General features: G+C 58.0%; 24 protein-coding genes and 1 tRNA gene. 2 read left to right on the top strand and 23 right to left on the bottom strand.

Annotated features, from left to right (window positions below; genetic code table 11):
• Positions 1-33: 33 nt before the first annotated feature.
• The 20 genes from secF to KXD86_RS00615 form a co-directional block, all read right to left on the bottom strand.
• Positions 34-987 carry a protein translocase subunit SecF gene (gene secF / locus KXD86_RS00710; RefSeq protein ID WP_218634182.1) on the bottom strand — a complete coding sequence of 318 codons (954 nt, stop codon included), beginning with the start codon at positions 985-987 and terminating at the stop codon, positions 34-36.
• Positions 980-2,854, bottom strand: coding sequence for a protein translocase subunit SecD (gene secD / locus KXD86_RS00705; protein ID WP_218634181.1), 1,875 nt, complete (start codon positions 2,852-2,854; stop codon positions 980-982). Before secD ends, secF begins: the two co-directional genes overlap by 8 nt.
• A gap of 80 nt (positions 2,855-2,934) precedes the next feature.
• Positions 2,935-3,240, bottom strand: coding sequence for a preprotein translocase subunit YajC (gene yajC / locus KXD86_RS00700; RefSeq protein ID WP_228739403.1), 306 nt, complete (start codon positions 3,238-3,240; stop codon positions 2,935-2,937).
• Positions 3,241-3,326: 86 nt separating this feature from the next.
• Positions 3,327-4,448, bottom strand: coding sequence for a tRNA guanosine(34) transglycosylase Tgt (gene tgt, locus KXD86_RS00695; protein WP_218636684.1), 1,122 nt, complete (start codon positions 4,446-4,448; stop codon positions 3,327-3,329).
• A 14-nt stretch (positions 4,449-4,462) separates the two neighbouring features.
• Complete coding sequence (gene queA / locus KXD86_RS00690; RefSeq protein ID WP_218634179.1) at positions 4,463-5,566, bottom strand: tRNA preQ1(34) S-adenosylmethionine ribosyltransferase-isomerase QueA; 1,104 nt, start codon at positions 5,564-5,566, stop codon at positions 4,463-4,465.
• 86 nt (positions 5,567-5,652) lie between these two features.
• Entirely contained in the window at positions 5,653-6,192 is a 540-nt protein-coding gene (locus KXD86_RS00685) for a hypothetical protein (protein WP_218634178.1), read from the bottom strand.
• Entirely contained in the window at positions 6,189-6,818 is a 630-nt protein-coding gene (locus KXD86_RS00680; RefSeq protein WP_218634177.1) for a hypothetical protein, read from the bottom strand. Before KXD86_RS00680 ends, KXD86_RS00685 begins: the two co-directional genes overlap by 4 nt.
• Positions 6,819-6,991: 173 nt before the next feature.
• Positions 6,992-7,078 (bottom strand) — tRNA-Leu (locus KXD86_RS00675).
• Positions 7,079-7,160: 82 nt separating this feature from the next.
• The gene (gene flgL, locus KXD86_RS00670) at positions 7,161-8,387 is read right to left on the bottom strand and encodes a flagellar hook-associated protein FlgL (protein ID WP_218634176.1); all 1,227 of its coding nucleotides are present in this window, start codon (positions 8,385-8,387) and stop codon (positions 7,161-7,163) included.
• 41 nt (positions 8,388-8,428) lie between these two features.
• Positions 8,429-10,477, bottom strand: a complete 2,049-nt coding sequence (gene flgK, locus KXD86_RS00665) for a flagellar hook-associated protein FlgK (RefSeq protein WP_218634175.1) — start codon at positions 10,475-10,477, stop codon at positions 8,429-8,431.
• A gap of 5 nt (positions 10,478-10,482) precedes the next feature.
• Positions 10,483-11,463, bottom strand: a complete 981-nt coding sequence (gene flgJ, locus KXD86_RS00660) for a flagellar assembly peptidoglycan hydrolase FlgJ (protein ID WP_218634174.1) — start codon at positions 11,461-11,463, stop codon at positions 10,483-10,485.
• Between the two features lie 8 nt (positions 11,464-11,471).
• Positions 11,472-12,569, bottom strand: a complete 1,098-nt coding sequence (locus KXD86_RS00655) for a flagellar basal body P-ring protein FlgI (RefSeq protein ID WP_218634173.1) — start codon at positions 12,567-12,569, stop codon at positions 11,472-11,474.
• On the bottom strand, positions 12,566-13,267 hold the full coding sequence (gene flgH / locus KXD86_RS00650; RefSeq protein ID WP_218634172.1) for a flagellar basal body L-ring protein FlgH: 702 nt from the start codon (positions 13,265-13,267) through the stop codon (positions 12,566-12,568). Before flgH ends, KXD86_RS00655 begins: the two co-directional genes overlap by 4 nt.
• A 3-nt stretch (positions 13,268-13,270) precedes the next feature.
• On the bottom strand, positions 13,271-14,059 hold the full coding sequence (gene flgG / locus KXD86_RS00645; protein WP_218634171.1) for a flagellar basal-body rod protein FlgG: 789 nt from the start codon (positions 14,057-14,059) through the stop codon (positions 13,271-13,273).
• Between the two features lie 82 nt (positions 14,060-14,141).
• Positions 14,142-14,894: a flagellar basal-body rod protein FlgF gene (gene flgF / locus KXD86_RS00640; RefSeq protein ID WP_218634170.1), complete on the bottom strand. Its 753-nt coding sequence runs from the start codon at positions 14,892-14,894 to the stop codon at positions 14,142-14,144.
• A 75-nt stretch (positions 14,895-14,969) separates the two neighbouring features.
• The gene (locus KXD86_RS00635; RefSeq protein ID WP_218634169.1) at positions 14,970-16,853 is read right to left on the bottom strand and encodes a flagellar hook protein FlgE; all 1,884 of its coding nucleotides are present in this window, start codon (positions 16,851-16,853) and stop codon (positions 14,970-14,972) included.
• 27 nt (positions 16,854-16,880) lie between these two features.
• Positions 16,881-17,558 (bottom strand): flagellar hook assembly protein FlgD, encoded by a 678-nt coding sequence (locus KXD86_RS00630; protein ID WP_218634168.1) that lies wholly within the window; start codon positions 17,556-17,558, stop codon positions 16,881-16,883.
• Positions 17,559-17,576: 18 nt separating this feature from the next.
• A complete protein-coding gene (gene flgC / locus KXD86_RS00625; RefSeq protein WP_218634167.1) occupies positions 17,577-18,026 on the bottom strand; it encodes a flagellar basal body rod protein FlgC in 450 nt (149 codons plus the stop codon).
• A 34-nt stretch (positions 18,027-18,060) separates the two neighbouring features.
• Positions 18,061-18,459: a flagellar basal body rod protein FlgB gene (gene flgB, locus KXD86_RS00620; RefSeq protein WP_218634166.1), complete on the bottom strand. Its 399-nt coding sequence runs from the start codon at positions 18,457-18,459 to the stop codon at positions 18,061-18,063.
• Positions 18,460-18,699: 240 nt separating this feature from the next.
• On the bottom strand, positions 18,700-19,254 hold the full coding sequence (locus KXD86_RS00615; protein WP_218634165.1) for a nitroreductase family protein: 555 nt from the start codon (positions 19,252-19,254) through the stop codon (positions 18,700-18,702).
• Between the two features lie 146 nt (positions 19,255-19,400).
• Here KXD86_RS00615 and KXD86_RS00610 point away from each other — a divergent pair, with 146 nt between their 5' ends.
• Entirely contained in the window at positions 19,401-19,712 is a 312-nt protein-coding gene (locus KXD86_RS00610; RefSeq protein WP_218634164.1) for an Mpo1-like protein, read from the top strand.
• Between the two features lies 1 nt (position 19,713).
• Positions 19,714-21,153: an adenylate/guanylate cyclase domain-containing protein gene (locus KXD86_RS00605; protein WP_218634163.1), complete on the top strand. Its 1,440-nt coding sequence runs from the start codon at positions 19,714-19,716 to the stop codon at positions 21,151-21,153.
• 24 nt (positions 21,154-21,177) lie between these two features.
• On the opposite strand, the gene queF is transcribed toward KXD86_RS00605, so the two are convergent.
• Genes queF through KXD86_RS00590 form a run of 3 tightly spaced genes read right to left on the bottom strand, consistent with a single transcriptional unit; the run spans position 21,178 to position 23,731 of the window.
• Positions 21,178-21,996, bottom strand: a complete 819-nt coding sequence (gene queF, locus KXD86_RS00600) for an NADPH-dependent 7-cyano-7-deazaguanine reductase QueF (RefSeq protein ID WP_218634162.1) — start codon at positions 21,994-21,996, stop codon at positions 21,178-21,180.
• A gap of 14 nt (positions 21,997-22,010) precedes the next feature.
• On the bottom strand, positions 22,011-22,784 hold the full coding sequence (locus KXD86_RS00595) for an ABC transporter permease (RefSeq protein WP_218634161.1): 774 nt from the start codon (positions 22,782-22,784) through the stop codon (positions 22,011-22,013).
• Positions 22,781-23,731, bottom strand: coding sequence for an ABC transporter ATP-binding protein (locus KXD86_RS00590; protein WP_218634160.1), 951 nt, complete (start codon positions 23,729-23,731; stop codon positions 22,781-22,783). Before KXD86_RS00590 ends, KXD86_RS00595 begins: the two co-directional genes overlap by 4 nt.
• Between the last annotated feature and the right edge of the window lie 171 nt (positions 23,732-23,902).

Genomic DNA, 23,902 nt, shown 5'->3' with positions numbered 1-23,902 from the left:
GGGAAGGCGGTTTTTTTGTTTCCGAAGAAGAAACTACATCCGGTTCAGCCACTCCGGCGGCTGCTCCTCTTCTTCGGCGTCCGCGGCACCCTCTTTTACCGGAAGTACCAGGTCTTCCCGCGACACACCAAACGCAATCAAGAGATTTGCAGACACGTAGATGGACGAGTAGGTACCGACAACCACCCCGATAATCAGCGCCAGTGCGAAGTTATTGATAGCTTCGCCCCCAAACAGATACAACGCGAACAGAACGACAAGCGTCGTACCGGACGTGTTGATTGTCCTGCTGATGGTCTGGTGAATGGAGGTATTGATGACGTGCCAGGAATCCCCCACCCGCATTTTGCGGAAGTTTTCCCGGATCCGGTCAGCCACAACAATGGTATCGTTCAGGGAGTAGCCGATGACTGCCAGCAAGGCCGCCAGAACCGTCAGGTCGAAGGTCCACTGGAACAGTGCGAACACGCCCAGGACGATGATCACGTCGTGGGCCAACGGAAGGACAGAGGCGATGCCGAACTTGAACTGGAATCGCATACCGACATAGATCAGTACCACCGCCAACGCAAGCAACAGTCCCAGGCCACTGTCCTCTCTCAGCTCTTCGCCAACCTGGGAGCCAATGAACTCGGAGCTGATCAGCTCAAGGCTTTCCCCACCGGCCGTCAGCGCCTCGGTCACCTCGACCGCCAATTCATCGTTACCAGCCTCAGCGAGTCGAACCAGCACGGTGGTATCGGCACCGAAATTCTGCACGACGAACTGCTCGTAGCCTGCCTCGGTCAGCGTGGAACGAATTTCATCCAGCTGCGGTGCTTCGGCATACTCGAATTCCACCGACGTACCGCCCGTGAAGTCCATGCCCAGGTTTAGGCCCCGAACCGCCAGCAACACGACGGAGGCAACCAGCAACGTGACCGAGAGAACGGAAGCAAGCTTCCGGAACCCCATGAAATCAAATGGTTTCTTCTCTTTCTCAGACATTTGCCAGCTTTCCTCCGATCGACAACTTCTCGATCTTTCGACCGCCATATACAAAATTCACAATGCTGCGACTGACCATCAGCCCCGAGAACATCGAGGTCAGGATGCCCAGGCACAAGGTGACCGCGAACCCTTTCACCGGGCCGGAACCCATGGCAAACAGAATCACCGCGACCAGCAAGGTCGTGATATTGGCATCAAAAATGGACACGAAGGCCCGCGAATACCCGGAATTGATGGCCGACTGAGGCGGAACGCCTGCCTTGAGCTCCTCGCGTATTCGTTCAAAAATCAGCACGTTGGCGTCAACTGCCATACCTACCGTCAGTACGATACCGGCGATACCCGGAAGCGTAAGCGTCGCCGAGAGGATGGACATGCAGGCGATCAACAACATCAGGTTTAGGGTAAGCGCAACGTTGGCCACCAGACCGAAGCCCCGGTAATACACCAGCATGTACAGAAGCACCAGCCCGAAACCAAGCGCTACCGACATCACACCGGCATCGATGTTTTTCTGCCCCAGGCTTGGACCAATCGTGCGCTCCTGAACGAAATACATCGGTGCGGCCAGCGCACCCGCACGGAGTAACAGCGCCAGCTCTGCCGCTTCCGGAATGGAATCCAGGCCAGTGATCCGGAAACTGCTGCCCAGTGCGGACTGAATGGTTGCCAGGCTGATGATGCCCTTTTCTACGACACGCTTGTCGACGGACGTCATCTCCCCGTCCACCATCCGGGTTTCGGTTTCTGTACGGAATTCGATGAAGAGCACAGCCATACGGCGACCGATGGCGTTCCGGGTCGCACGGTTCATCTGATCACCGCCAACCGAATCCATGGTGATATTGACCTGAGGCTGACCGTTCTCGTCAAACGCCTGCTGGGCGTTCGCAACATTGTTACCGGTCGTGATCACGTCACGCTCAAGCCGCGCTGTACGCTGAGGGTTATCACGGAAACTGAATTCCTCAACCTCGCTGGCCGATGCGTCCTGACGGGCCTCCAGGCGAAACTCGAGGTTTGCAGTCGCGCCCAGGACCCGCTTGGCCTGGGCGGTATCCTGCACACCCGGCAATTCCACGATAATCCGATCAGCACCCTGACGCTGAACAAGCGGCTCAGCAACGCCCAGCTCGTTGACGCGGTTGCGGATCGTGGTGAGGTTTTGCTCGAGCGCGTATTCCTGGATGGATTTAACCTCGGCCTCGGACAGCGAGAGCACGATCTGTCGCTCGTCCTCCACCGTTCTCTCATCCATCAGGAACTGGTTGTACTGGGCGCGGATCAGATCAAACGCTTCGGCACGCGACTGTTCATCACGGAAGGAAAGAACGATTTGCCGCTGACCTTCAACGTCGCCGCCGCGATACCGGATCCTCTCTTCCCGAAGATCACCTTTAATCTGGCTGGACAGCGCTTCGAGACGGGTATTCAAGGCAGTTTCCATATCCACCTCCAGCAGGAAGTGAACACCACCGCGCAAATCCAGACCAAGCTTCATCGGGCCCGCACCGAGGCTTTTCAGCCAATCAGGCGTTGAGGGCGCCATGTTAAGTGCGACCAGGTAATCGTTGCTCAGTGCCGACTGAACAACCGGACGGGCCTGAAGCTGATCCTCTCCACTGGTAAGGCGAATCAGGGCATCCCGATCCTGAAGCGTGCTGCTTTTTACCTCGATGCCCTCAGACTCCAGCGCCTTGACAGCGCGATCGAGAACGGTTGAGTTGACCTCGGTACTGCTGCGAGCACCGGTGATCTGGATGGCATAATCGTCGGGGAAAAGATTAGGCAAGGCATAGATAAACCCGATCACGAGAGCGACCAGAATGACCAGGTTTTTCCAAAGAGGATACTTGTTCAGCATGGGATCCCTTTTAGCCGACCCGAAGGTCGGCCTTGGTGTTTCAGCCAGAAAAAATCAGTCCGCAAGGTTCGGACTCCGGCTCAGATGTCCTTCAAGGTGCCTTTCGGCAGAGCCGCTGCAACGGCGACTTTCTGCACTTTGATTTCTACGTTATCCGCAACCTCTACCACGATGAAATCGTCGGTTACCTTGGTGATCTTGCCGGCAACACCACCGGAGGTAACTACCTCGTCACCCTTGTTCAGGCCGGACATCAGCGCCTTGTGCTCCTTGGCACGCTTTGACTGCGGACGCCAGATCAGGAAGTAGAAGATCAGGATAAAGCCGGCGAAGAAGATCACCTGCCCCATAACACCCATTCCCTGAGCACCCGGGTCCTGAGCCATGGCCAGTGCAGGCATCATGGCCAGAAGGCCGGCTACGAGCATTTTGATTGATTTCATTCACTATCTCCGTTGGTTTGGCAAATAATTCAGGCAGTGCCCAGCGGCGGAACTGTCTCGCCGCGTAGAGCATAGAAGTCGGTTACAAAGTCGGACAATGTACCTGCTTCAATGGCGCCACGCAATCCAGCCATGAGGTTCTGGTAGAACCTCAGGTTGTGGATGGTGTTCAGCTGTGAACCCAGCATTTCTCCACATTTATCGAGATGATACAGGTAACTCCTCGAAAAATTCTTGCATGTATAGCAGTCACAACGCTCGTCCAGCGGGGCGGTATCGTGACGATGCCGGGCATTACGGATCTTGACGATTCCGGTCGACGTAAACAGGTAACCATTCCGGGCGTTCCGGGTCGGCATGACACAGTCGAACATGTCCACGCCCCGACGAACCGCTTCAACCAGGTCCTCCGGCCGCCCTACTCCCATCAGGTAACGGGGCTTGTCTTCCGGCATTTTTGGCGGAAGATGATCAAGAATCCGAATCATATCCTCTTTGGGCTCGCCAACGGACAACCCACCGATGGCGTAGCCGTCAAAGCCAATATCGGTTAACCCCTTCAGGGACTGATCGCGAAGTTCCTCGTACATGCCACCCTGGACAATGCCGAACAGTGCCGCCGGGTTCCCCTCATGGGCCTGCTTGCTGCGCTCGGCCCAGCGCAGGGACAGCTCCATGGAATCCTTGGCCTCGCGCTCGGTCGCCGGATACGGGGTGCATTCGTCGAAGATCATCACAATGTCGGAACCAAGGTCACGCTGGACCTGGATGGCAATTTCCGGCGACAACTTAACCGGAGAGCCGTCAACGGGCGACCGGAACGTAACCCCCTCTTCGGTGATCTTCCGCATATCGCCCAGACTAAACACCTGGAACCCACCGGAATCGGTGAGGATGGGTCCGCTCCACTGGGTGAAATCATGAAGGTCCCCGTGGGCCTTGATGACTTCCGTCCCGGGCCGCAGCATCAGGTGGAAGGTGTTACCCAGGATGATCTCGGCACCGATCTCGTGGATATCCCGGGGCAGCATTCCCTTCACCGTGCCGTAGGTACCAACTGGCATGAAGGCAGGGGTTTCGACCGTGCCACGGGGAAAGGTCAGCCGGCCACGACGCGCCCGGCCGTCTTCTCCAAGCTTCTCAAAGGACATGAAACAGGACTGGCTCAAAGTGACTCCCCGGCTTTATCTGAGGTTGAATCATTAATGGTGTCAGAGGCCCCGAGCAGCATACCCCGGCTCGGCTCCTGACCAGTGATAAACATGGCATCGCCATAGCTGAAGAAACGGTATCGCTCCCCGACAGCCTCGGCATAGGCATTCATCACGTTTCGATAGCCGGCAAAGGCACTGACCAACATGATCAGTGTCGATTCCGGCAAATGGAAGTTGGTCACCAGGGCGTCAACGGTCTCGAAGCGGTACCCCGGACTGATGAAGATGTCGGTCTCGCCCTGGAATGCCCTGAGGCGGCCTCCCCGGCTGGCAGACTCCAGAGACCGGACAGAGGTGGTGCCGACCGCAATGACCCGGCCACCCCTCGCCCGGGTTCGTTCCACAGCGTCAACGGTCGCCTGGGTAACCTGGACCACCTCACTGTGCATGACATGATCGTCGATCCGATCCACGCGCACGGGCTGAAACGTCCCGGCGCCCACGTGGAGTGTGACAAACGCGGTTTCGATCCCCTGGGCTCGAATCGTTTCAAGCAGCGCATCATCGAAATGCAGGCCGGCTGTGGGGGCTGCTACGGCTCCCGCCTCCCGGGCATATACCGTCTGGTAGCGCTCACGGTCCGTGGATTCGTCCGGACGATCGACGTACGGCGGCAACGGCATGTGGCCGATACGCTCCAGAACCTCAAGCACCGGTTCAGACGCTTCGCAGATGAGCTGGAACAGCGCTTCATTTCGGCCAACCATACGCATGACGGTGCCATCTTCGAGGATCACCGCCTGACCGTCCTTCAGCGCCTTGGACGCCCGGACATGAGCAATGATCTCGTGATCCCCGGTAACCCGTTCGACAAGTATTTCGACCTGACCGCCGGTTTCTTTTTTCCCGAACAGGCGCGCCGGAATAACGCGGGTATCGTTGAACACCAACAGATCGCCCGGCTGGAGCAACCCAGGAAGATCGGCGAACTGCCTGTGTGCAGTCTCACCGGACAATCCGTCCAGGCACAGCAGGCGCGAGGCCGTGCGCTCCCTGAGCGGATACCGGGCGATCAACTCGTCCGGCAAATCAAAGTGGAAATCAGAGACGTTCATAGAAAGGAATGTCGAGGCGCGACAGCAATTGTAAAAAGAAAGCGGAATTTACCACGGAATGCGTCGCGCCTGAACAGCAAGAATGCTTATTCTGGTTTCGGACTGCGTCCAGTCGAGCCAATAAACAGGTAATTGCTGCGTAAATTCCGGTAAGACCCCGGAGGCGTGATATTTTGCACGGAGATCACCAGGCCGGGCTGACTGGCGCTGGTAAACCGGGTTGCCTCCCCGAGGTACTTGCCATCACGTTCCCGTGACTCAGTCTCCTGCTGCCAGCCACTCCCCATGCATCCCTCAACGAACGCGAGACTGTTCTGGTACCGCTGCTCGGCAACTTCCTCCACGGGCGTATTGGCCGAACAGACGTAGGCACTGTCGCCCCCCGCCCACAACCAGACCTCGCAGTGCCCCTTGACCAACTCTTCCTTCGCCCGGAACAGGGTGAAGGAGTCGAAATCGTTGCGTGCGCCCCGGTAACTTGCAAAACCCGTGTCGAAATCCGCAATGATTGACTGAAGGCTGTCGCAGGGATCAGACACCCCCAGGGACAACCGCGAATCGCTGGCGCAGCCGGTCAGCACCACCGCCAGCCCAAGGGACATCGATTTTGACCGGATCAGGTTCATTTTTCCTCCGCCGCATGCGGCAAGGTTTTTCTGAGCGCCTTGACGACGACCTTGCCAAAATCCTTGGCTGCGGCGTCGAGAGAATCGGGATTCACCGTTTTTGAATAGAGCTGCCAGACAGGGTTGGTAGAGACGGTATCAAACAGCGTCGATTTGAGAACGTAGTTCACGGTTTCTTGGTAAGACGGCGGAACCACCGTGGTGTCCATGTAGGTGGTTGACGCCAGCGGACCGATGGATGTGACGATCGGCTGGTAGACCACCTGCTCCGGAACGTAACGGGATTCGCGATTCTTCCGGATCAGTGACACCACGAGCACACCGTCGTAGTCTCCGCTCCTGGCCTCTTCTGCCACCAGCTGCTGAATGGCGCCGGGGTCCTCCCACGGAATGTTGGCATTCGGCTCTTCAAACCGGCTGGCCTCGAACTCGCTCTTGTTCAGTTCCGACACCAGCTCGGATTCAACGGCAACTCGAATCTGTTCTTTTTTCGTGACGGCAAACACGAGAATCCGCTTATAAGTCTTATCGACTTCGGGAACCGCCTCGATGCGCTGAACTTCGGTGGTTGAACCTGCGCACCCGGCAAACAGTGCGATCAGGCAAAGGTATGCAACTCTCAACATGTCGGTCCCTCTAGGATTCTCGTGTTTCCCTGACACAGGTGTTTGTTAAAGATAGAACAATTCAGAACCTACGCAATTGATTTTGCGATCCAAATTGCTCGAACTGTGCGCTGAGGAGGGTTCTGACTGAAGGGCTAAACAGATATGAGAGATCCGGGGTGCATCCCGGAAGGTGGTAGCGGCGGGCGGACTCGAACCGCCACGGGTTTTACCCCAACGGATTTTGAATCCGTCGTGTCTACCAATTTCACCACGCCGCCATCGGAGAGAGAGGCGATTATACTGAGCTCGCTCGCGAAATCAATAACGCCAGCGGACAGATCCGCCCGCTGGCTCAATTATTTAGAGCCTGTCGAACAAGGACAGCTGGGATACCTGGGCAAACGACTGCTGGGCCGCCTGCAGAACGAAGCTCTGGAAACTCAGGTTACTGATCGCTTCGGCGTAGTCCACGTCCCGCAATTCGGACCGGATCTCGTTGGTGTACACCGACGAGTCCTCCAGAAAGTCCTTCGTGGACGCCACTGCGTTCATGCGCCCGCCCAGCTCGGTTTGTTTGAGCACGATGCTTTCCTGAGCGTTGTCGAGGTTATTCAGGGAATCCGCGATCAGCGTATCAAACTGGGCCGCACTCTTGGGTGTGTCCTTACCCAGCGAGTCCAGACCCGCAATCAGGTTCTCGATGGTCTTGAAGACGGACTGCTTGTCACTGATCGCCAGAGTGAACTCATCGCCGGGCGTGGCATCACTGACCGTCGCTCGGATGCCGGCCACCTCGAATTCTTCACCGACGAGTGCTGGCGAGGGGTTGGTTGTCAGTACGGTCGCAGGCACGGTGTTGCGGTTTTCAGCAACGACTTCGCCGGCCGCATTCACGATCAACTGGATATCATTGGGTACCGCCCCGCCAAATGCACTCTGCAGGGCATTGCCGTCCGCCAGTTCAACCCCGGAAATGTAGGAGCCCGCACTGTTGCCGGCCGCCTCTACCCCGGTAATGGCCTTGGGCACGCTAACAAAAATACCCTTGCCATGATCACTGATTGGCACCGTCACGCCGTCATCGATCTCCAGAACGCGCTGACCCTCATCACCCTGGTACTGCCAGCTGCCATCGGCGGCCTGGACAAACGCCTGACGTGTCCCCTGGAAGCCACTGAATATGTATTCTCCGGAGGGATCGCGGGTGTTCGCCACATCCGCCAGTTGACTCAGGCGCTCCTTGAGCTCGGACGAAATGGATTGACGATCGTTTGCGGAGAGCGAGCCATTACCCGCCTGCACAGTCAGTTCCCGGATACGCTGGATGATGTCGATGGAGCTCGCCAACGCGCTTTCTTCCTGATTCAACCGGTTATCCGCGAGGTTCACGTTGCGCTGATAGGTCTCGACCCGCGAAAGCTCCTGATCAAGCTTCAGAATCCTGGCCGCCGCCACGGGATCGTCGGAGGGCTTGTTCACCCGCTTACCGGTGGAGATCTGCTGCTGAGTGTTGTTCAGGCTGCTGTTGAGCTCCTGAAGGCGACTGATTCCGCCAGAAAAAATCTGTTGTGATGAAATTCGCATCATTTCACATCACCTCACGCTGCCTTTAACCGTTACCCGTTCCATTACCGGAAACTCTGTAACAGCGTATTGAACAAATCCTGCGCCACCGACATTACCTGGGCGGACGCGTTGTAAGCGGCCTGGTACTGAATCAACCTGCCCGCCTCCTCGTCGAGGTTGACGCCAGACACCGACTCCCTCTGATTGGTCGACTGCTCCAGCAGGGTCTTGCCGGCATCCATGTCGAGCTGACTCTGGCGTGTTTTGACGCCAATGTCCTCCACCAGACCGGCGTAGCCCTCGGCAAAGCTCTGGCTACCGTTATTCATGGTGTTGGCCGTACCCAGTGCCGCCAGGAATTCAGCATTCCGGTTATCGGAAACGCCGTTGCTGTTGTAGTCAATCACGAAGCTGTCACCAGGCGCGGGCTCTCCGCTCACCTGAAACTGGAACCCCCGGTATCCCGGGTCGGACGGATCTTCCGGGAAGAGCTTGTTCGTTACACCGGGAGTGAACGTGTTGACCGGAGGCACGGCACTGGCGTCACCCGCCTCAAGGATGGCGCCGCTGGAGGCGTCGTATACGTCATAGACCAGGGTTCCGGCATCGTCCCGAAACCGGATTTCCAGAGGCGGCGACAGCTGGCCCTGCTGGGAGAACGCCGGCAGAACCGAGTTGGTAAACGGATTCCTCACATTGAGCATGGTGCCCTGATCGATTTCGCCGGTGCCGATATTCTGGTCACCCGCCTCGGCACGAATCGGGCTTGCGAACGCCAGATCCTCTTCCCGGGATACTTCAAGACCTATGCTCTCCGCGGCGTTCCGCGTAGGCTGGATCAGGTACTTGTCACCGGGATTGAAGGTGCCGCCTTCCACGCGGATGTTGAACCCAGGCATGGAGATCTCGGATTGTACCGGGTCCGGCAGCCGGCCCTGGTTCACGGTTTCTCCCGTGGCCTTGTCGATCAATTCAAAGCTGCGACCATCGCCGCTGAATTGCAGCGTGTAACTTCGGGCTCCCAGCGCCGCGCTGTCCGTAATCTCTACGGCCAACTGGCCGGTCTGGGGAGATTGGTTGTTGGCATTGGCGACGACCCGGCTGCGCTGCGCCGCCAGCGAGTTGATGTCAGTAAAGAACAGGCCGCCGAGATCTCCCTCCAGATCCATCCCGATTTCATGCTGATGGTTCATCGTGGCCGACAGGGCAATGGCGATACGACCGAGTTCATCAAACGCCGGCTTCAGTGCTTCATTATCGAACCGACGCAGGCCGCCGAGCTTGCCGCCGGTAATCTGCTCGTCAATATTGAGGGTGCGGCCGCCATTGGAGAGCGTGAACGAGAGCCGTGTCGGATCTTCGGCACTTTCCTCGGTCCCGAACTGTGCGGCATTGCTGCCAACCACCAGGGACAGACCGTTGGTCAGGGACACATTGACCTGGCTGCCCTCACCCTCGGTGACTTTGATGTTGACCAGCTCTGACAGCTGTCGGAGCTTCTCGTCGCGCTTGTCGAGCAACTCATTGGGCATCTGGCCCTGCGCGATGCCCGGTGATTCGGAAATGGCAAGATTCAATTCAGCAATGCTCTTGAGCAGCGTATTTGCATCCTTGACCCCCTGCTCCATCTGGGTTTTGACGGATTCCCGCTGCTGGACGAATTCCTGGTTGAGTGCCTGGAATCGGTTGACGATCTGTTGCGCCTCGCTCAGCACCAATTGTCGCTGAGGCAATGACGTCGGGTCCTCTGCGGCATTCTGCAGAGCGGCAAAGAAATTATTCAGGGCATTGCTCAGCCCCGTGGATTCGCCACCGAGCAGATTATCCAGCCGCGTCAGCTCGGAGTTCAGGGTTTCCTGCTCGCTGAACAGGGTACTGTCCTCCCGGACCTGCTGGACCAGGTACTCATCCGCCAGACGCCGGATATCGGAAATGCTGACGCCGCTGCCCACGGTGCCGGCGCCGGTGCGCTGGCCTTCCAGGGTCTCAAACAGAACTTCCTGGCGGCTGTAGCCCGGCGTGTTCGCGTTGGTGATGTTATTGCCGGTGGTATTCAGAGCCGACTGATGACTCAGGATACCGGTCAGGCCAATGCCTATGAGTCCTGCCATTACAGTTACTCCTTCATCCCGTCACTGCCCATGGACAGCGTCATCAGTGAATCCCGGTTCATGATCCGACGGATCTTTTCACCATAATGGGGGTCGGTTGCGTAACCGGCTTCCTGGAGTTTGTCCGCGAACACCTCGGGCTGGTCCGCAACGGAAAGAACCTCCCGGTAACGGGGATTGGACTCAAGGAACGACACATAGTCGCGGAAGCTGGATTCGTAATCCGGATAGGCCCTGAAATCGGCCTGTTCTTTCAAGGGCAACCCTTCGCGGTATTCCGTGGTGGTAATCGTGACGGCCTCGCCCTGCCACCGGCTGTCGGCCTTGATACCGAACAGGTTAAAACTCGGCCGGCTGTCATCCCCCTTGATCATGTGGCGCCCCCAACCGGTTTCGAGGGCCGCCTGTGCAATCATTAGCTTGGGATCGATGCCGGAGTCGCGGGCGATGCGCTCGGCCACCGGCAGAAGTTCACGAACAAAATGCTCCGGCGAATCAAACCGCTCGGGTAAAGCCCGTGCTTCCACCGCCGGCGCTGCGCTCTGTGCAACGGTCTCAACCTTTTCCAGCTGCTCTGGAAGGCGGATGGACAGCGCTGGCAGGCTGCGATCGTAATCGGCAAGTGTCGCCTTGTGGCCTGCCAGTTTGCCGCCCTGATTGTCCAGGCCCGGAACCTGCTGCCCCAACTGGCGAACAAGGGCCTCGGCCAGGCCCGTGCCCTGTCCTTTTGCCATGGTCAGGCTCAGCTGGCTGTCAAACATGTCCCGGTAGAACTCGGACTGACTGCTGTTGAGGTAATTGCCCTCGGCAAAGACATCGCCAGCCTTGCGCATGGATTTCAGCATCTCGGACAGAAACAGGCTTTCAAACTGGCGCGCCACTTCCTCAAGCGCGGCCTGCTTGTCGGTACGGGCCTGGGATTTCAGGGCATTCAACCCACTGAAATCGGTATACACCTGAGCCTGTTTCACCTGATAGTCCTGCATCTCGCCACCTAGATCACGATCAGTTCGGCGCGCAGCGCGCCGGCCTGTTTGAGCGCCTCAAGCACCGCCATGACATCACCCGGTGCTGCGCCGACCTGGTTCACCGCCTGGACGATATCGTTCAGCGTGACCGCCGGGCCGAACTTGAACATCCGTGCCGGCTCCTCCGTGATGGCAATCTGGCTGTCCTGCTCAAGCGCCGTCTCGCCCTGGGCAAACGGGTTGGGCTGAACAACGTTCGGGTTCTCCTGGATGGTGACCGTGAGATTGCCGTGGGTTACGGCCGCCGGACTGACCTGGACATTCTGGCCAACAACAATGGTCCCGGTCCGACTGTTGATGACCACCTTTGCGGCATCTTGTGCAGGATCAACATCAATGTTTTCTAGGATCGACAGGAAGCTCACACGCTGGGACGGGTCCCGTGGCGCGCGAACGGAAATGGACGTTGCGTCATGGGCATACGCCATGTCGGGACCAAGGTGGCCGTTCACCGCCTCAACGACCCGGCGAGCGGTGGTGAAATCCGGACGCAACAGATGGAACGTGATGGTATCGCCCTTGGAGAATGGCGAGACCACTTCCCGTTCGATGGTCGCTCCGTTGGGAATCCGGCCTACGCTGGGGATATTGACGGTAATACGGGAGCCATCCTGCCCCTGGGCACCGAAACCGCCAACGACGAGACTGCCCTGGGCCATGGCGTAGATGTTGTCGTCGGCCCCTTTGAGCGGCGTCATCAGCAGCGTACCGCCGCGCAGGCTATCGGCGTTGCCGATGGAAGAGACCGTAATATCAAGCTCCTGGCCCGGCTTGGCAAAAGGCGGCAAGGTGGCACTGACAGTAACCGCAGCGACGTTGGCCAGGTTGGGGTTCACGCCCTCCGGCAGGGTCACGCCAAACTGGTTCATCATGTTGCGGAAGGTCTGGTTGGTGAACGGCGCTTTGTCGCCAGTACCATCGAGGCCCACCACCAGGCCATAACCCACCAACTGGTTGTTACGGACACCCTTGATTCGGGCCAGATCCTTGAGTCGATCCGCCAGCACTGGCCCTGCGAAGACCGACAGCATCAACCCCGTAGCCAACAATTTTTTCAGGTTCATAATGGCCACCACTCGCTGTTGAAGAAGCGGGCCAGCCAGCCCATCTGGTTCGCCTGGTCGAAATCGCCGGTACCGCCATAGGCGATCCGGGCATCGGCGATGCGCGTCGAGGCAACGGTGTTATCCGGCTGGATATCCTCGGGCCGCACCAGGCCAGTCAGGCGAATATATTCATCACCATTGGTCAGTGACAGCCACTTTTCACCGCGAATACGCAAGACACCGTTCGGCAGAACCTCGGTGACCGTTACGGTGATGTTGCCGGCCAGGCTATTGCTCTGGTCCGCTTCCGCAGCACCCTCGAAGTCCCGGTCGTGAGTGAGGGCGGTGTCGAGCCCGATGTTGCTCTTGCCCAGGATGGTCGGCTCCGGAAGCGTGACCTCGCTTTCCTTGCTGATGCTGGTTTCTGCGTTCTTGCTCGCCCGGGTGGATTCTTCAAGCGTGATGGTCAGCACATCACCCACGTTCAGCGCCGTGGTGTCGCCGTAGAAGTTGTAATTCCGGGAGCTCTGGAAGATCGCTCCGGATTCCGGATCCCGCTGCATCATCGCCTGCGCACGAACCGGCGCGAACTCGGGATCGTCCGGTACTGCCCGGGGGCGGCTCATGGCCGTACACCCCTGCAGCACAATCAGTGCACCAACCAGTGTCAGCGTCGGTGCCCGTTGGAACATGCGGCTTGGAATGATGCGTTTCATGGCTTAACCGATGTTGTTGGTGATGAACTGCAGCATCTGATCCGTGGTGGATACGACCTTCGAGTTCATCTCATAGGCACGCTGGGTCGTGATCATATTGACCAGCTCTTCCACCACTTCCACGTTGGAGGCCTCAACCGAGCCCTGCTCAATGGTACCCAGGCCCGCAAGACCGGGCTCACCCTCGGCAGGATCGCCACTGGCGTTGGTCGCCTTGAACAGATTGTTGCCGATTGCCTGGAGCCCCTGGGGGTTGATGAAATCAACCAGCGTGATCTGTCCAAGGTTGACGGGGGCAGACTGGTCGTCGGTCACGGCGGATACTGTGCCGTCCTTACCGATCGTAATATTAGTGGCGTTTTCCGGGACCGTGATGGCGGGTTCAAGCGCGTACCCGTCCGGGTTCACGACGTCGCCATCGGCGTTAAGCTGAAATTGCCCGTCCCGGGTGTAGGCGATCTGGCCGTCCGGGAGCTGGACCTGAAGGAATCCACGCCCATTCACCGCCATGTCCAGGGGCTGCTCGGTGACCTGAAGATTGCCCTGGGAAAACTGCTTGGCGGTGCCAACCACACGAACACCGGTGCCTAACTGCAGGCCGGAGGGCAACTCCGAGTTCTGCGTGCTCAGGCCGCCCGGCTGGCGATTGATCTGGTACAGCAAATCCTGGAAGACTGCACGATCCCGCTTGAAGCCGGTGGTGTTCACGTTCGCCAGGTTGTTGGAAATGGTGGACATGTTGGTGTCCTGAGCGCTCAACCCGGTTTTACTGACCCAAAGTGCTGGATGCATGATTCTTACTCCTTGCCGGGGGCTGACCGGGCGGCCATTTTTTGCCGCTTTCAGCCCATCAGGCCAATGTATTCAGTTGTTATCAGAGGTTCTGCAACAGCCGTGCCGCTGCTTCGGAATTTTCATTGGCCGTGGTCATGACCTTCACCTGCATCTCGTATTGCCTGGACAACTGCAGGTTGGAAATCATTTCCTCAACGGCGTTCACGTTCGAGCTTTCCAGAAAACCGGTCGCCACCCGGAGATTGGCATCAGGCGGCTCAACGCCATCGATGGCCTGGTCGGGCTTGCGGCGCATAAAGCCATCAAGCCCTTTCTCCAATGCATCAGAGGGCGGATTCACCAGCTTCAACCGGTCTACCTCGACCAACTCATCCGGCGCGCCACCGACCGGCACGACAGAGACGGTACCGTCAGCCCCGATCTGGACGTTATCGAACGGCGGCAAAGCCACCGGCCCGCCGTTGCCCAGAACGAGCTCACCGCCGGGCAGGCGCATAAGACCGTTAACATCAATCTGGAGACTGCCGGTGCGGGTGAATACCTCTTCGCCGCGATCATTCTGAATCGCCAGCCAGCCTTCACCTTCCAGGGCCACATCAAGCTTCCGGCCGGTTTCCATCAAGGCACCGGCAGACAGATCGCTTCCGGGACGCTCGGTCATGGCGTAGGCGCGGGTCGGATGATGTTCCCCGAACACGGCCATGCTGCGGGCCTGGGCAAAATCTTTCTTGAAGCCGGTCGTGCTGACGTTAGCCAGGTTGTTGGCATGGGCACGCTGGGCGAGCATATTCTGCTTGGCGCCTGACATACCGATGTAGAGGGCTTTGTCCATGGGAAAACTCCTGCCGGAATTTTGACTGTTTCCAGTCTTCCTGCAGGAGTTGTGCCATGTTTATCGTGCTAGGGTTTAGCGGAGGTTGATGATGGTCTGGGTGACCGCATCGGAGGTCTCGATGGTCTTGGCGTTCGCCTGGTAATTGCGCTGGGCAATGATCAGGTTGACCAATTCCGCCGACAGATCCACGTTCGATTCCTCCACCGAACTTGCGGTGATGGAACCCAGGGTACCGGTATCCGGTGCGCCAATAATCGGCTGGCCGGATTCAAAGGTTTCTACCCATGTGGTTTCGCCAACCGGAGACAATCCATTGGTGTTGTTAAAGGCGGCCAGGGCCACCTGCCCCAGGGCTTTGGACTGACCGTTGGTGTAGCGGGCGAAAAGCACCCCCTGGTCGGAGACGTCCAGCCCCGACAAGCGGCCGGTGGTATAACCGTTCTGCTGCTGGTCATTGACACCGAATGCGGCTCCGTACTGGGTGGTTCCACCAAGATCAACCACAAAGGCGGACGAGGTTGGCGGCTCCGGAATGGGCGTAACGACCTGCGTGCCTGGTGCTGGTGGGCCATCTGCGCCATTCGGCTGGCCGTTCTGATCTTTCGGGATCCAGTCACTCACCACGATCTCACCGGCGGGATCGCCATTCACGGATTGCAGGTTGCCATCCTGGTCAAAGCGTGCGGTGTACGGCGTGGTATCGGTGCCGGCAACCATTTCACCATCGATCTGCAGGTAAACAGACCACTCGCTGATACCCACGCCATTGCCCGGCGAGGGCTCTTTTACGAAAAACTGGGTAATTTCATGGGAGTTACCGAGGCTGTCGTAGATTGTCGCGGATGTCGCATGGTTGTACGTGCGCTGGTCCAGCGGGTTGAATTCGTTGGTGATCCGGATCGGAGAGCTGTTGAACGCCGTCTCGAAACTGCCGTCCGCAGGATCATCAACGCTGGCCACCACCCGATCGGCGGTCACATTCACATCGCCGAGAACCTGGGTCGGACCTACCGTCGTGGTGCCATCGCTGTAGGTGTAATCGAGTGTCTCACCCTGGTTATGAATGACTCGCAACACATCGGTGCCCGAGCCGTCATCAACAACCGAAGCCGAGATCGCGGTCTCACTGGAATTGTTTATCGCATCCGCCAGATCCTGCAAAGAAGAAATGCTGCTGGTGTCCAGGCTCAGTGGGCTGCCGTTGATGTTCAGATTGAACGAAAAGGTGCCGCCGTTGATAAAGGCATCATTGAGTCCGTTGAGCTGCGCCGTGGTTGTCGCCGACGCATTAAAGCCCGGGACGCCATTGAGGGTATCCGCCGCCTCACGTGCGGAAGCCGCCGGGTCGATGGTCACGGCGTAGTCTGGTGACCCATCGGTGTACTGGACGGAGAACGTCTCACCCTGGATGCCCGCAACGCCGAGCGGTCCGATATCGCGGACCCGGTTCTCCAGTACCGGCTCACGGGAGTCGAGGTTCAGATCCGTGGTCAGATTGGTGGTTCGTCTGGGCGCCAGGTTGTCAGTCTCAATCTGGAGATCACCCCGGATACCGGACAGGTTTCCGTCACCATCGGCGGTGTACCCCTGAACGCGCATGTTCTGGTTATTGGTCACGAAGCCGTCTTTGTCGATACCGAACTGTCCCGCCCGGGAATAACGAATCTCGCCCCCGTTGTTGAGGATAAAGAAGCCGTCACCACTGATGGCCATGTCCAGCCCGTTATCGGTGAAGCTGATATTGCCCTGCCCGAACGACTGCTTGACATCCTGGACCCGGACACCATCACCGATCGGATTGGTGCCCGCACTCAGGAAGCCGTTGGCGTAAAGATCACCGAACTGAACGCTGCTGCCCTTGAAGCCAACCGTACTCGCATTCGCGATATTGTTACCGGTGACGTCCAGATCCACCGATGCAGCCCGAAGGCCACTTAGCCCTGTATTAAATGCCATAAATCACCCCTTGGTCTGACACCGGTATCAGTTGATTTGCTTTACATCGGACAGGGCGATCGAGCCCATGCCCGCAAGATTCAATGTGATCGAGCCGTTCTGGCCCAGCGAAACACTGTCCACGTTCGCGCTGACCATGGTGCCCAACTGCTGCGTCCCCTCCGGATAGGAAGCCTCCGCCACAATCCGGTACGGGCCTGGCGGCAATGGATTGCCGTTACCGTCCTGACCATCCCAACTGAAAGACTTGACGCCCGCCGGGCTGCTGCCCAGATCAATCTGACGGACCAGCTCACCGGCCTGGTTCTGCACGGACAGGCGCAGGCCACCGGTCGAGGCAGGCACTGCAATCGTGCCGCTGACTTCGCCATCCGCGCCCAGGATGCCAACACTGGAGGGCGCCAACACGGTTTTGCCGACCATCGCAGATGCTTGAAGGGCCTGGGTCGAGCGAAACTGACCGACCACATCATCAACAGTACCGGACAGCTTTTGCATTTCTTCCAGCGAGCTGAACTGGGCGAGTTGGGAAATGAATTCGCCGTTGTCCTGGGGCTCCAGCGGATTCTGATTCTTCAACTGGGCCAGCATCAGCTCCATGAACTCGTTGCGGCCCAATTCACTCTTACTGTCGGCGCCTCTCTGCTGTTTCAGCTGGTATTGGCTCAGAACATCCGAAGCGTCTGTTGCGTTAATTGCGCTCATTGCGTGCTCCTCTCCGGATTACTGCTGACCAAGGGTCAGGATTCGCTGCATCATGGATTTGGCGGTATTCATGATGTCCACGTTCATCTGATAACTCCGGGAGGAGGACATCATGTCGGCCATTTCTTCCACCACGTTCACGTTCGGATAGAACACATAGCCGTCTTCATTCGCTGCCGGGTGCTCGGGCTGATACCGCATCTGGAGATCCGCCTGGCTCTCAACGATGCCCTCAACACGGACCCCGGCTCCGGGCCCCTGCTCACCGGTAAAGGCAAGGCCCTGGCTGTCGGGATTGAGCAGGGACTGCTGGATGGCAGCGAATACCGGCTTGCGTGCCCGATAGGTTGTCTCGGTGCTGGAACTGGCCGTCTCCGCGTTGGCGATGTTGGATGCCGTTGTATTCAGCCGCAGTGATTGCGCGGTCATGCCGGAACCGGCGATGTCAAAAATGCTACCCAATGACATGAAAACTCTCCTTTGCTAATCGCGTCGCTGCGGCTTATTCGCCCTTGAGGGCTTTGGTCAGGCCGGAAAATTTACTGTTCAGGAACTGGAAGCTGGCCTGGTAATCCATGGCGTTCCGCATGAACCGGGTCTGCTCCTGCTGTGCATCCACCGTATTGCCGTCTACCGAGGGCTGGTGAGGCGTCCGGTACAGCAATTCGCTGTCAGGGGCGCCGCTTGATGTGTCCATGTGTCCGGCGTTCGTCCTGGCCATCTCGAAGCCAGTAGCGGCCTGCTGTGCCCGCTGCATCACGGCCTGGAAGTCGACATCGCGGGCCTTGAATCCCGGGGTATCGGCGTTTGCCATGTTATTCGCCAGTACTTCCGCCCGCTTGACCCGGGCTTCCAATGCGTACTGATGAATCCCAAGCGCTTTATCAAATGAAATCGCCATTTTGCCTCCCAAAACTGCACCCGCATGCCGGCTGTTCTTGCCGAATCTGCTCTCTGACAGGGACAAAGCAAGGCCGATGCCAATATTGTGAATTTCCTCGGAAGCGTTGTCGGGAAAGGGCTTGAGACGGACTGGATGTGCTGTTGGGCGGGAAGGAAAGCAGCGGAACACGAAAAAAGCGGCAAGCGGTTTCCCCTCCCCCAGACCCCATGATTCCAGTCGGGGGAGAGTACCTGTTGTTCAGGACGGCCAGTGCTGGACGAAGTCGTGGACCTCCGGACGGGGAACCGGCGGCTTTTCCGAGGAGACGGTTCCCACATAAAGGAAGCCGACGATCGACTCGCCCTCTTCAAGTCCAAGGCCGTCATGCACCGCCGAATGATAGGCCACACTGCCGGTGCGCCACATGACGCCGAAACCGGCATCCTGCAGGGCCAGCTCCAGAAAACTCATGCCGGCCGCCGCCGACATGATCTGCTCGACTTCCGGAACCTTGGGGTGTTGCTTCGGTGACGCGATGCCAACAACGATCATCGGCGCCCTCAGTGGGGCCCGACGAAGCTTCTCGATTTCCTGCTCATCGCTGTTGTTCGCACACGTTGATGCGAACAGATCTCCCAATGCGCTCAGGCCTTCCCCCTCGATGACGAGGTAGCGCCACGGCCGCAGCAGAGCATGATCCGGGGCCCGGGCGGCACAGGCGAATGCGCGGGCCAGAGTTTCAGAATCCGGCGCCGGCGACTCTAATCTTGGTTCCGAGGTCCGGTTGAGCAGAAATTCACAGACTGCAGTCATATCGTCTCGCTATCGGATGGGTGGTCGACGCGGGGTGTCTGGGACATTTACGTCGGTTCAGTTAATTGTGGGTTATACGTAATACTGTTAACCTTTAGTCGTAGTCCGGTCTACCTAAAAATTATAAACGACTTGGTAGCAGCACCATGAGTGACCAACGAACTTTTAGCAACTTTTCAGAATTCTACCCCTACTACCTCGAAGAGCACAGCGATGTCACCTGCCGTCGGCTGCACTTCGCGGGCAGCCTGCTGGTACTGGTTGTCGCGTTCTGGGCAATCGCCTCGGGCAAGCTGGTCTGGCTGTTGCTGCTGCCGATTATCGGGTACGGCTTTGCCTGGGTGGGTCACTTCAAGTTTGAAAAGAACCGGCCGGCGACCTTCAAATACCCGGTCTACAGCCTGATGGGCGACTGGGTCATGTTCAGAGATATGCTTATCGGCCGGATCCGCTTCTAACATGATGAGTGCACCGGCAGATCTGCGTAACGCCAGCACCAGTGCTGGCAAAACCTTGACCGTTGATCACCACAACAACCCCGTTGCCATCCCGCCGATGCCGGACTACAACGGGCGTATACTTGCCTACACCGCGACCGCCGCCATTATTGTGACCGGGGTTCTCCAGGGCGCCTTCGACCACTGGTTGCTGTGGCTCGTAGCCGGTGCCCTCACCTGGCCCCACGTTGCCCACATGCTGACCCGGCGCACTTTCCTGCGCAACTCTCCGCGCATCCGCCAAAAGATGCTGATCTTCGACTGCATGGTGGGCGGGGCCTTTATCGGTTGTATCGGCGTGGTTGCCATTCCCTCCGTCTCCGTTGTGCTGATGCTGATGTTCAGTTGCCTGATCGTTGGCGGTATCCGGCAATGGCTATTGGGAACGGTGTTCATGGCAGCCGCCGTCGCGGCCTCCGTAGCGGTCATTGGCCCGGCAGAATCGCTGCAATCCCCCCTGTTGACCAGCATCTTGTCAATATCCGCGACCGGGCTCTACATCTGTGTTACCGCCTACTATTCGCATCAACAGGCCCGGGCGCTGATGCTCGCAAAGACGCAAATCCAGAATCAACGGGAGCAGTCCATCGCACTCTCCCACAAGCTCTCCAAGTACCTGTCGCCGCAAGTCTGGCAGTCAATTTTTACCGGCGAGCGTGATGTTCGCCTGGAAACACAGCGGAAGAAGCTGGCGGTGTTCTTCTCCGACATCAAGGGCTTTACCGAGCTTTCGGAGGAAATGGAGCCCGAGGCACTGACCGAACTGCTGAATCACTACTTCAACGAAATGTCGGAAGTCGCGCTCAAGTATGGCGGCACTATCGACAAGTTCGTGGGCGACTCCATCATGGTGTTCTTCGGTGATCCCACCAGCAGGGGCCAGCGCGAGGATGCGTTCGCCTGTGTGTCGATGGCGATCGACATGCGCAAGCACATGAAAATCATGCGGCAGAAATGGCGCAGTCAGGGCATCAAAACCCCGCTGGAAATTCGCATGGGCATCAGCACCGGCTACACCACGGTAGGCAACTTCGGTGCTGAAAACCGCATGGATTACACCATCATTGGCAAGGAGGTGAACCTGGCAAGTCGACTGGAGTCTCTGGCCGAGGCGGGCGAGATTCTGGTTTCCTACGAGACCTTCTCGCTGATCAAGGACAAGATCATGTGCCGGGACAAGGGCGAGATAACGGTCAAGGGGTTTGGCAAACCGGTGCCGATCTACGAGGTGGTCGATTTCCGGCGGGATATGGGCCCCAACCGCAGCTTCCTCGAGCACGAACACAGCGGGTTCGCCATGTACCTCGACTCTGACAAGATCACCGAAAAGGAACGCGAATCGATACTGGCGGCGCTTGAAGATGCCGCGGATCGCCTGCGCCAGGAGGAAGACGCTTCCTGAACCGGGCGCAATCCGCTTGCCCCCCTACTGGCGTACCAGCCTCGGCGTAGTGTCAGGATCCGGTTCGGTGCTGCGCCAGGGATTGATGTCGAGCCCGCCCCGACGCGTGTATCGGGCACAGACGCTCAAGTGTTCGGGCTGGCACCTCGCCATCAGATCACTGAAAACCGTCTCCACGCAGTGTTCGTGAAAATCCTGCTTCTGGCGGAACGCCACCACGTACTTGAGCAACGCCCCACGATCAATCCGCGGACCGGTGTAGGTGATCAGCAGCGTGGCCCAGTCCGGCTGGCCCGTCACCGGGCAGTTACTCTTCAGCAAGTGCGAGCAAAGACGCTCTGTGACTGTCTCGCCGCCGGCCATCAGCACCTCGGGCGAATACTCGTAGACGGGATCGGTGACCGGCTCGTCGTCAATCAGTTCAAAACCCCCAGGACGTCCGACCGCTTCTCCCGATTCGTCGACACTTTTCATGTCAACCCGCACAGCTGCACCACAGGCGCTGGACAGATCCTCAACCATGGTTTCGGCAACCTGCTCCATGGAGGAGAACACCGTCTGGTTGAACGAATTCAGGTACAGCTTGAGTGATTTGGACTCGATGATCGACGGCGACGCTGCGGGAAACCGGATTTCCGCCCAGGCTACTGCTGGCACCCCACTGTGGCGAAGCCACGACACTTCCCATGCCTGCCACAGGTCCTCACCGAACCAGGGCCAGCGGCCATCGCCTAACCCCAACCGGCGGCGATTTTCATCCCTTGCGACCGGGAAAAGCAGAGTTGAATCGTAATGGTCGGGGTACTCGCTGGCCTTGCCCAGCGGTGCGTCATGTAGCGCCATAAGAGGTCCTGAGATCAGTGCCGGATACCCTTTCCGCGTGACAGCATTCTGAGGGCGATGAACGCGAGCACGGAAATGAAAACCAGAATCATACCAAGAGACACGAAAGGATTAACGTCCGAAACGCCCAGAATACCGAAGCGGAATCCATTCACCATGTACAGGATCGGGTTTGCCATGGAAACCCCCTGCCAAAAATCCGGAAGCAGGTCGATACTGTAGAAGACCCCACCCAGATACGTGAGCGGGGTAAGAACAAAGGTTGGTACGATGGAGATGTCATCAAACTTTGTCGCCAGCATGGCATTGATAAAGCCCCCCAGCGCAAACAGCGCCGAGGTCAGGAATACGGTCGCAACCATCATGGGCAGGCTGTGGATCGACAGATTGGTGAAGGCCAGCGACAACAGCGTAACAATCAGCCCGATGCCCAGGCCCCGTGCCATGCCACCGCAGACATAGCCCGCCAGAATCACCCAGTTCGGAACCGGAGACACCAGGAGTTCCTCGATGCTACGCTGGAATTTCATCGAGAAGAACGATGACACCACGTTCGCGTAGGAATTGGTAATGACGGCCATCATGATCAGGCCCGGGACGATGAAGGCCATGTAGTCAAAGCCGCCCATCTGGCCAATCCTGGAGCCGATCAGGTTGCCGAAAATGATAAAGTAGAGTGTCATGGTGACAGCCGGCGGCAGCAATGTCTGCGCCCAGATCCGGGTGAATCGCCGGATCTCCCGGACCACGATCGTGTTAAAGGCGGTCATCAGGGCCTGAGCTCTCATGCCACGCCCTCCAGCCCCTTGCGGGACTCCCGGGCATTCTCTTCCACCATTCGGATAAACAGCTCTTCAAGCCGGTTGGCTTTGGTCCTCATGCTGACTACCTTGATCCCATGCTTGTCGAGTTGGACAAACACCTGATTCAACCCCTGGCCTTTCTCGACGTCCACTTCCAGGGCGCCCTCGCCGTCAAGCCGGGTGGCAAATCCATCCAGCTCGGGGGCCGATGACAGTGGCACCTCGGTATCCAGAACAAACGTTTCCACACTCAACTCCTGGAGCAGGTCGCGCTTGCTGGTGTTCTTGAGAATCCGGCCATGGTCGATGATGGCAATGTTCCGGCAAAGCGCTTCCGCCTCTTCCAGGTAATGAGTGGTCAGAATGATGGTCGTGCCCTGACGGTTCATCTCTTCGAGAAACGCCCACATCGAACGCCGAAGCTCGATATCCACGCCGGCTGTCGGTTCATCCAGAATCAGGAGTCTGGGCTCATGGACCAGCGCGCGGGCAATCATAAGCCGGCGTTTCATTCCCCCGGACAGCATTCTTGCCGGGGTGTCGCGCTTATCCCACAGGCCCAGTTTCTTGAGGTATTTCTCCGCAGACACCGCAGCCTGTTTCAGGGGGATGCCATAGTAACCCGCCTGGGTCGTGACAATGTCGAAGACCTTTTCAAACTGGTTGAAATTGAATTCCTGGGGCACAACGCCCAGGTTCAGCTTGGCATCGGACAGGTGGGTGTCGATGTCATTCCCGAATACCCGGACCTTACCGGACGTCTTGTTGACCAGCGAGCAAACGATACCAAGGGTTGTGGATTTGCCAGCCCCGTTCGGGCCCAACAACGCGAAAAAATCGCCTTCTGCAACACGAAGGTCTATTCCCTTGAGCGCCTCGAAGCCGTCGCCGTAGGTTTTAACCAAACCTTCGATTTCCAGAGCATGGGTCATAGATGATCCTGAAATTCTGGGTCAGCCTGGCCTGACCGGACGGACCGCCAGGGCGAAAATGTAGAATGCTATTGATTGTGGCAGCTGCCATTTTTTCAAGGTTCAAACGGATAATCGGAACCCTGACCAAAAACAGAAACTGCGACAGGTATCCCGATAACACCAGGTATC

It is taken from the genome of Marinobacter arenosus (assembly GCF_019264345.1).
GTDB classification, from domain to species: domain Bacteria; phylum Pseudomonadota; class Gammaproteobacteria; order Pseudomonadales; family Oleiphilaceae; genus Marinobacter; species Marinobacter arenosus.
The sequence above is the reverse complement of the archived record's forward strand: the minus strand, read 5'-3'. Positions and strand labels throughout refer to the sequence as shown.

Bases quoted from the DNA above. Each gene is read 5' to 3' on its own strand.
- secF (WP_218634182.1), bottom strand. From the start codon at position 987: ATGTCTGAGAAAGAGAAGAAACCATTTGATTTCATGGGGTTCCGGAAG.
- secD (WP_218634181.1), bottom strand. From the start codon at position 2,854: ATGCTGAACAAGTATCCTCTTTGGAAAAACCTGGTCATTCTGGTCGCT.
- yajC (WP_228739403.1), bottom strand. From the start codon at position 3,240: ATGGCTCAGGACCCGGGTGCTCAGGGAATGGGTGTTATGGGGCAGGTG.
- tgt (WP_218636684.1), bottom strand. From the start codon at position 4,448: ATGTCCTTTGAGAAGCTTGGAGAAGACGGCCGGGCGCGTCGTGGCCGG.
- queA (WP_218634179.1), bottom strand. From the start codon at position 5,566: ATGAACGTCTCTGATTTCCACTTTGATTTGCCGGACGAGTTGATCGCC.
- KXD86_RS00685 (WP_218634178.1), bottom strand. From the start codon at position 6,192: ATGAACCTGATCCGGTCAAAATCGATGTCCCTTGGGCTGGCGGTGGTG.
- KXD86_RS00680 (WP_218634177.1), bottom strand. From the start codon at position 6,818: ATGTTGAGAGTTGCATACCTTTGCCTGATCGCACTGTTTGCCGGGTGC.
- flgL (WP_218634176.1), bottom strand. From the start codon at position 8,387: ATGATGCGAATTTCATCACAACAGATTTTTTCTGGCGGAATCAGTCGC.
- flgK (WP_218634175.1), bottom strand. From the start codon at position 10,477: ATGGCAGGACTCATAGGCATTGGCCTGACCGGTATCCTGAGTCATCAG.
- flgJ (WP_218634174.1), bottom strand. From the start codon at position 11,463: ATGCAGGACTATCAGGTGAAACAGGCTCAGGTGTATACCGATTTCAGT.
- KXD86_RS00655 (WP_218634173.1), bottom strand. From the start codon at position 12,569: ATGAACCTGAAAAAATTGTTGGCTACGGGGTTGATGCTGTCGGTCTTC.
- flgH (WP_218634172.1), bottom strand. From the start codon at position 13,267: ATGAAACGCATCATTCCAAGCCGCATGTTCCAACGGGCACCGACGCTG.
- flgG (WP_218634171.1), bottom strand. From the start codon at position 14,059: ATGCATCCAGCACTTTGGGTCAGTAAAACCGGGTTGAGCGCTCAGGAC.
- flgF (WP_218634170.1), bottom strand. From the start codon at position 14,894: ATGGACAAAGCCCTCTACATCGGTATGTCAGGCGCCAAGCAGAATATG.
- KXD86_RS00635 (WP_218634169.1), bottom strand. From the start codon at position 16,853: ATGGCATTTAATACAGGGCTAAGTGGCCTTCGGGCTGCATCGGTGGAT.
- KXD86_RS00630 (WP_218634168.1), bottom strand. From the start codon at position 17,558: ATGAGCGCAATTAACGCAACAGACGCTTCGGATGTTCTGAGCCAATAC.
- flgC (WP_218634167.1), bottom strand. From the start codon at position 18,026: ATGTCATTGGGTAGCATTTTTGACATCGCCGGTTCCGGCATGACCGCG.
- flgB (WP_218634166.1), bottom strand. From the start codon at position 18,459: ATGGCGATTTCATTTGATAAAGCGCTTGGGATTCATCAGTACGCATTG.
- KXD86_RS00615 (WP_218634165.1), bottom strand. From the start codon at position 19,254: ATGACTGCAGTCTGTGAATTTCTGCTCAACCGGACCTCGGAACCAAGA.
- KXD86_RS00610 (WP_218634164.1), top strand. From the start codon at position 19,401: ATGAGTGACCAACGAACTTTTAGCAACTTTTCAGAATTCTACCCCTAC.
- KXD86_RS00605 (WP_218634163.1), top strand. From the start codon at position 19,714: ATGATGAGTGCACCGGCAGATCTGCGTAACGCCAGCACCAGTGCTGGC.
- queF (WP_218634162.1), bottom strand. From the start codon at position 21,996: ATGGCGCTACATGACGCACCGCTGGGCAAGGCCAGCGAGTACCCCGAC.
- KXD86_RS00595 (WP_218634161.1), bottom strand. From the start codon at position 22,784: ATGAGAGCTCAGGCCCTGATGACCGCCTTTAACACGATCGTGGTCCGG.
- KXD86_RS00590 (WP_218634160.1), bottom strand. From the start codon at position 23,731: ATGACCCATGCTCTGGAAATCGAAGGTTTGGTTAAAACCTACGGCGAC.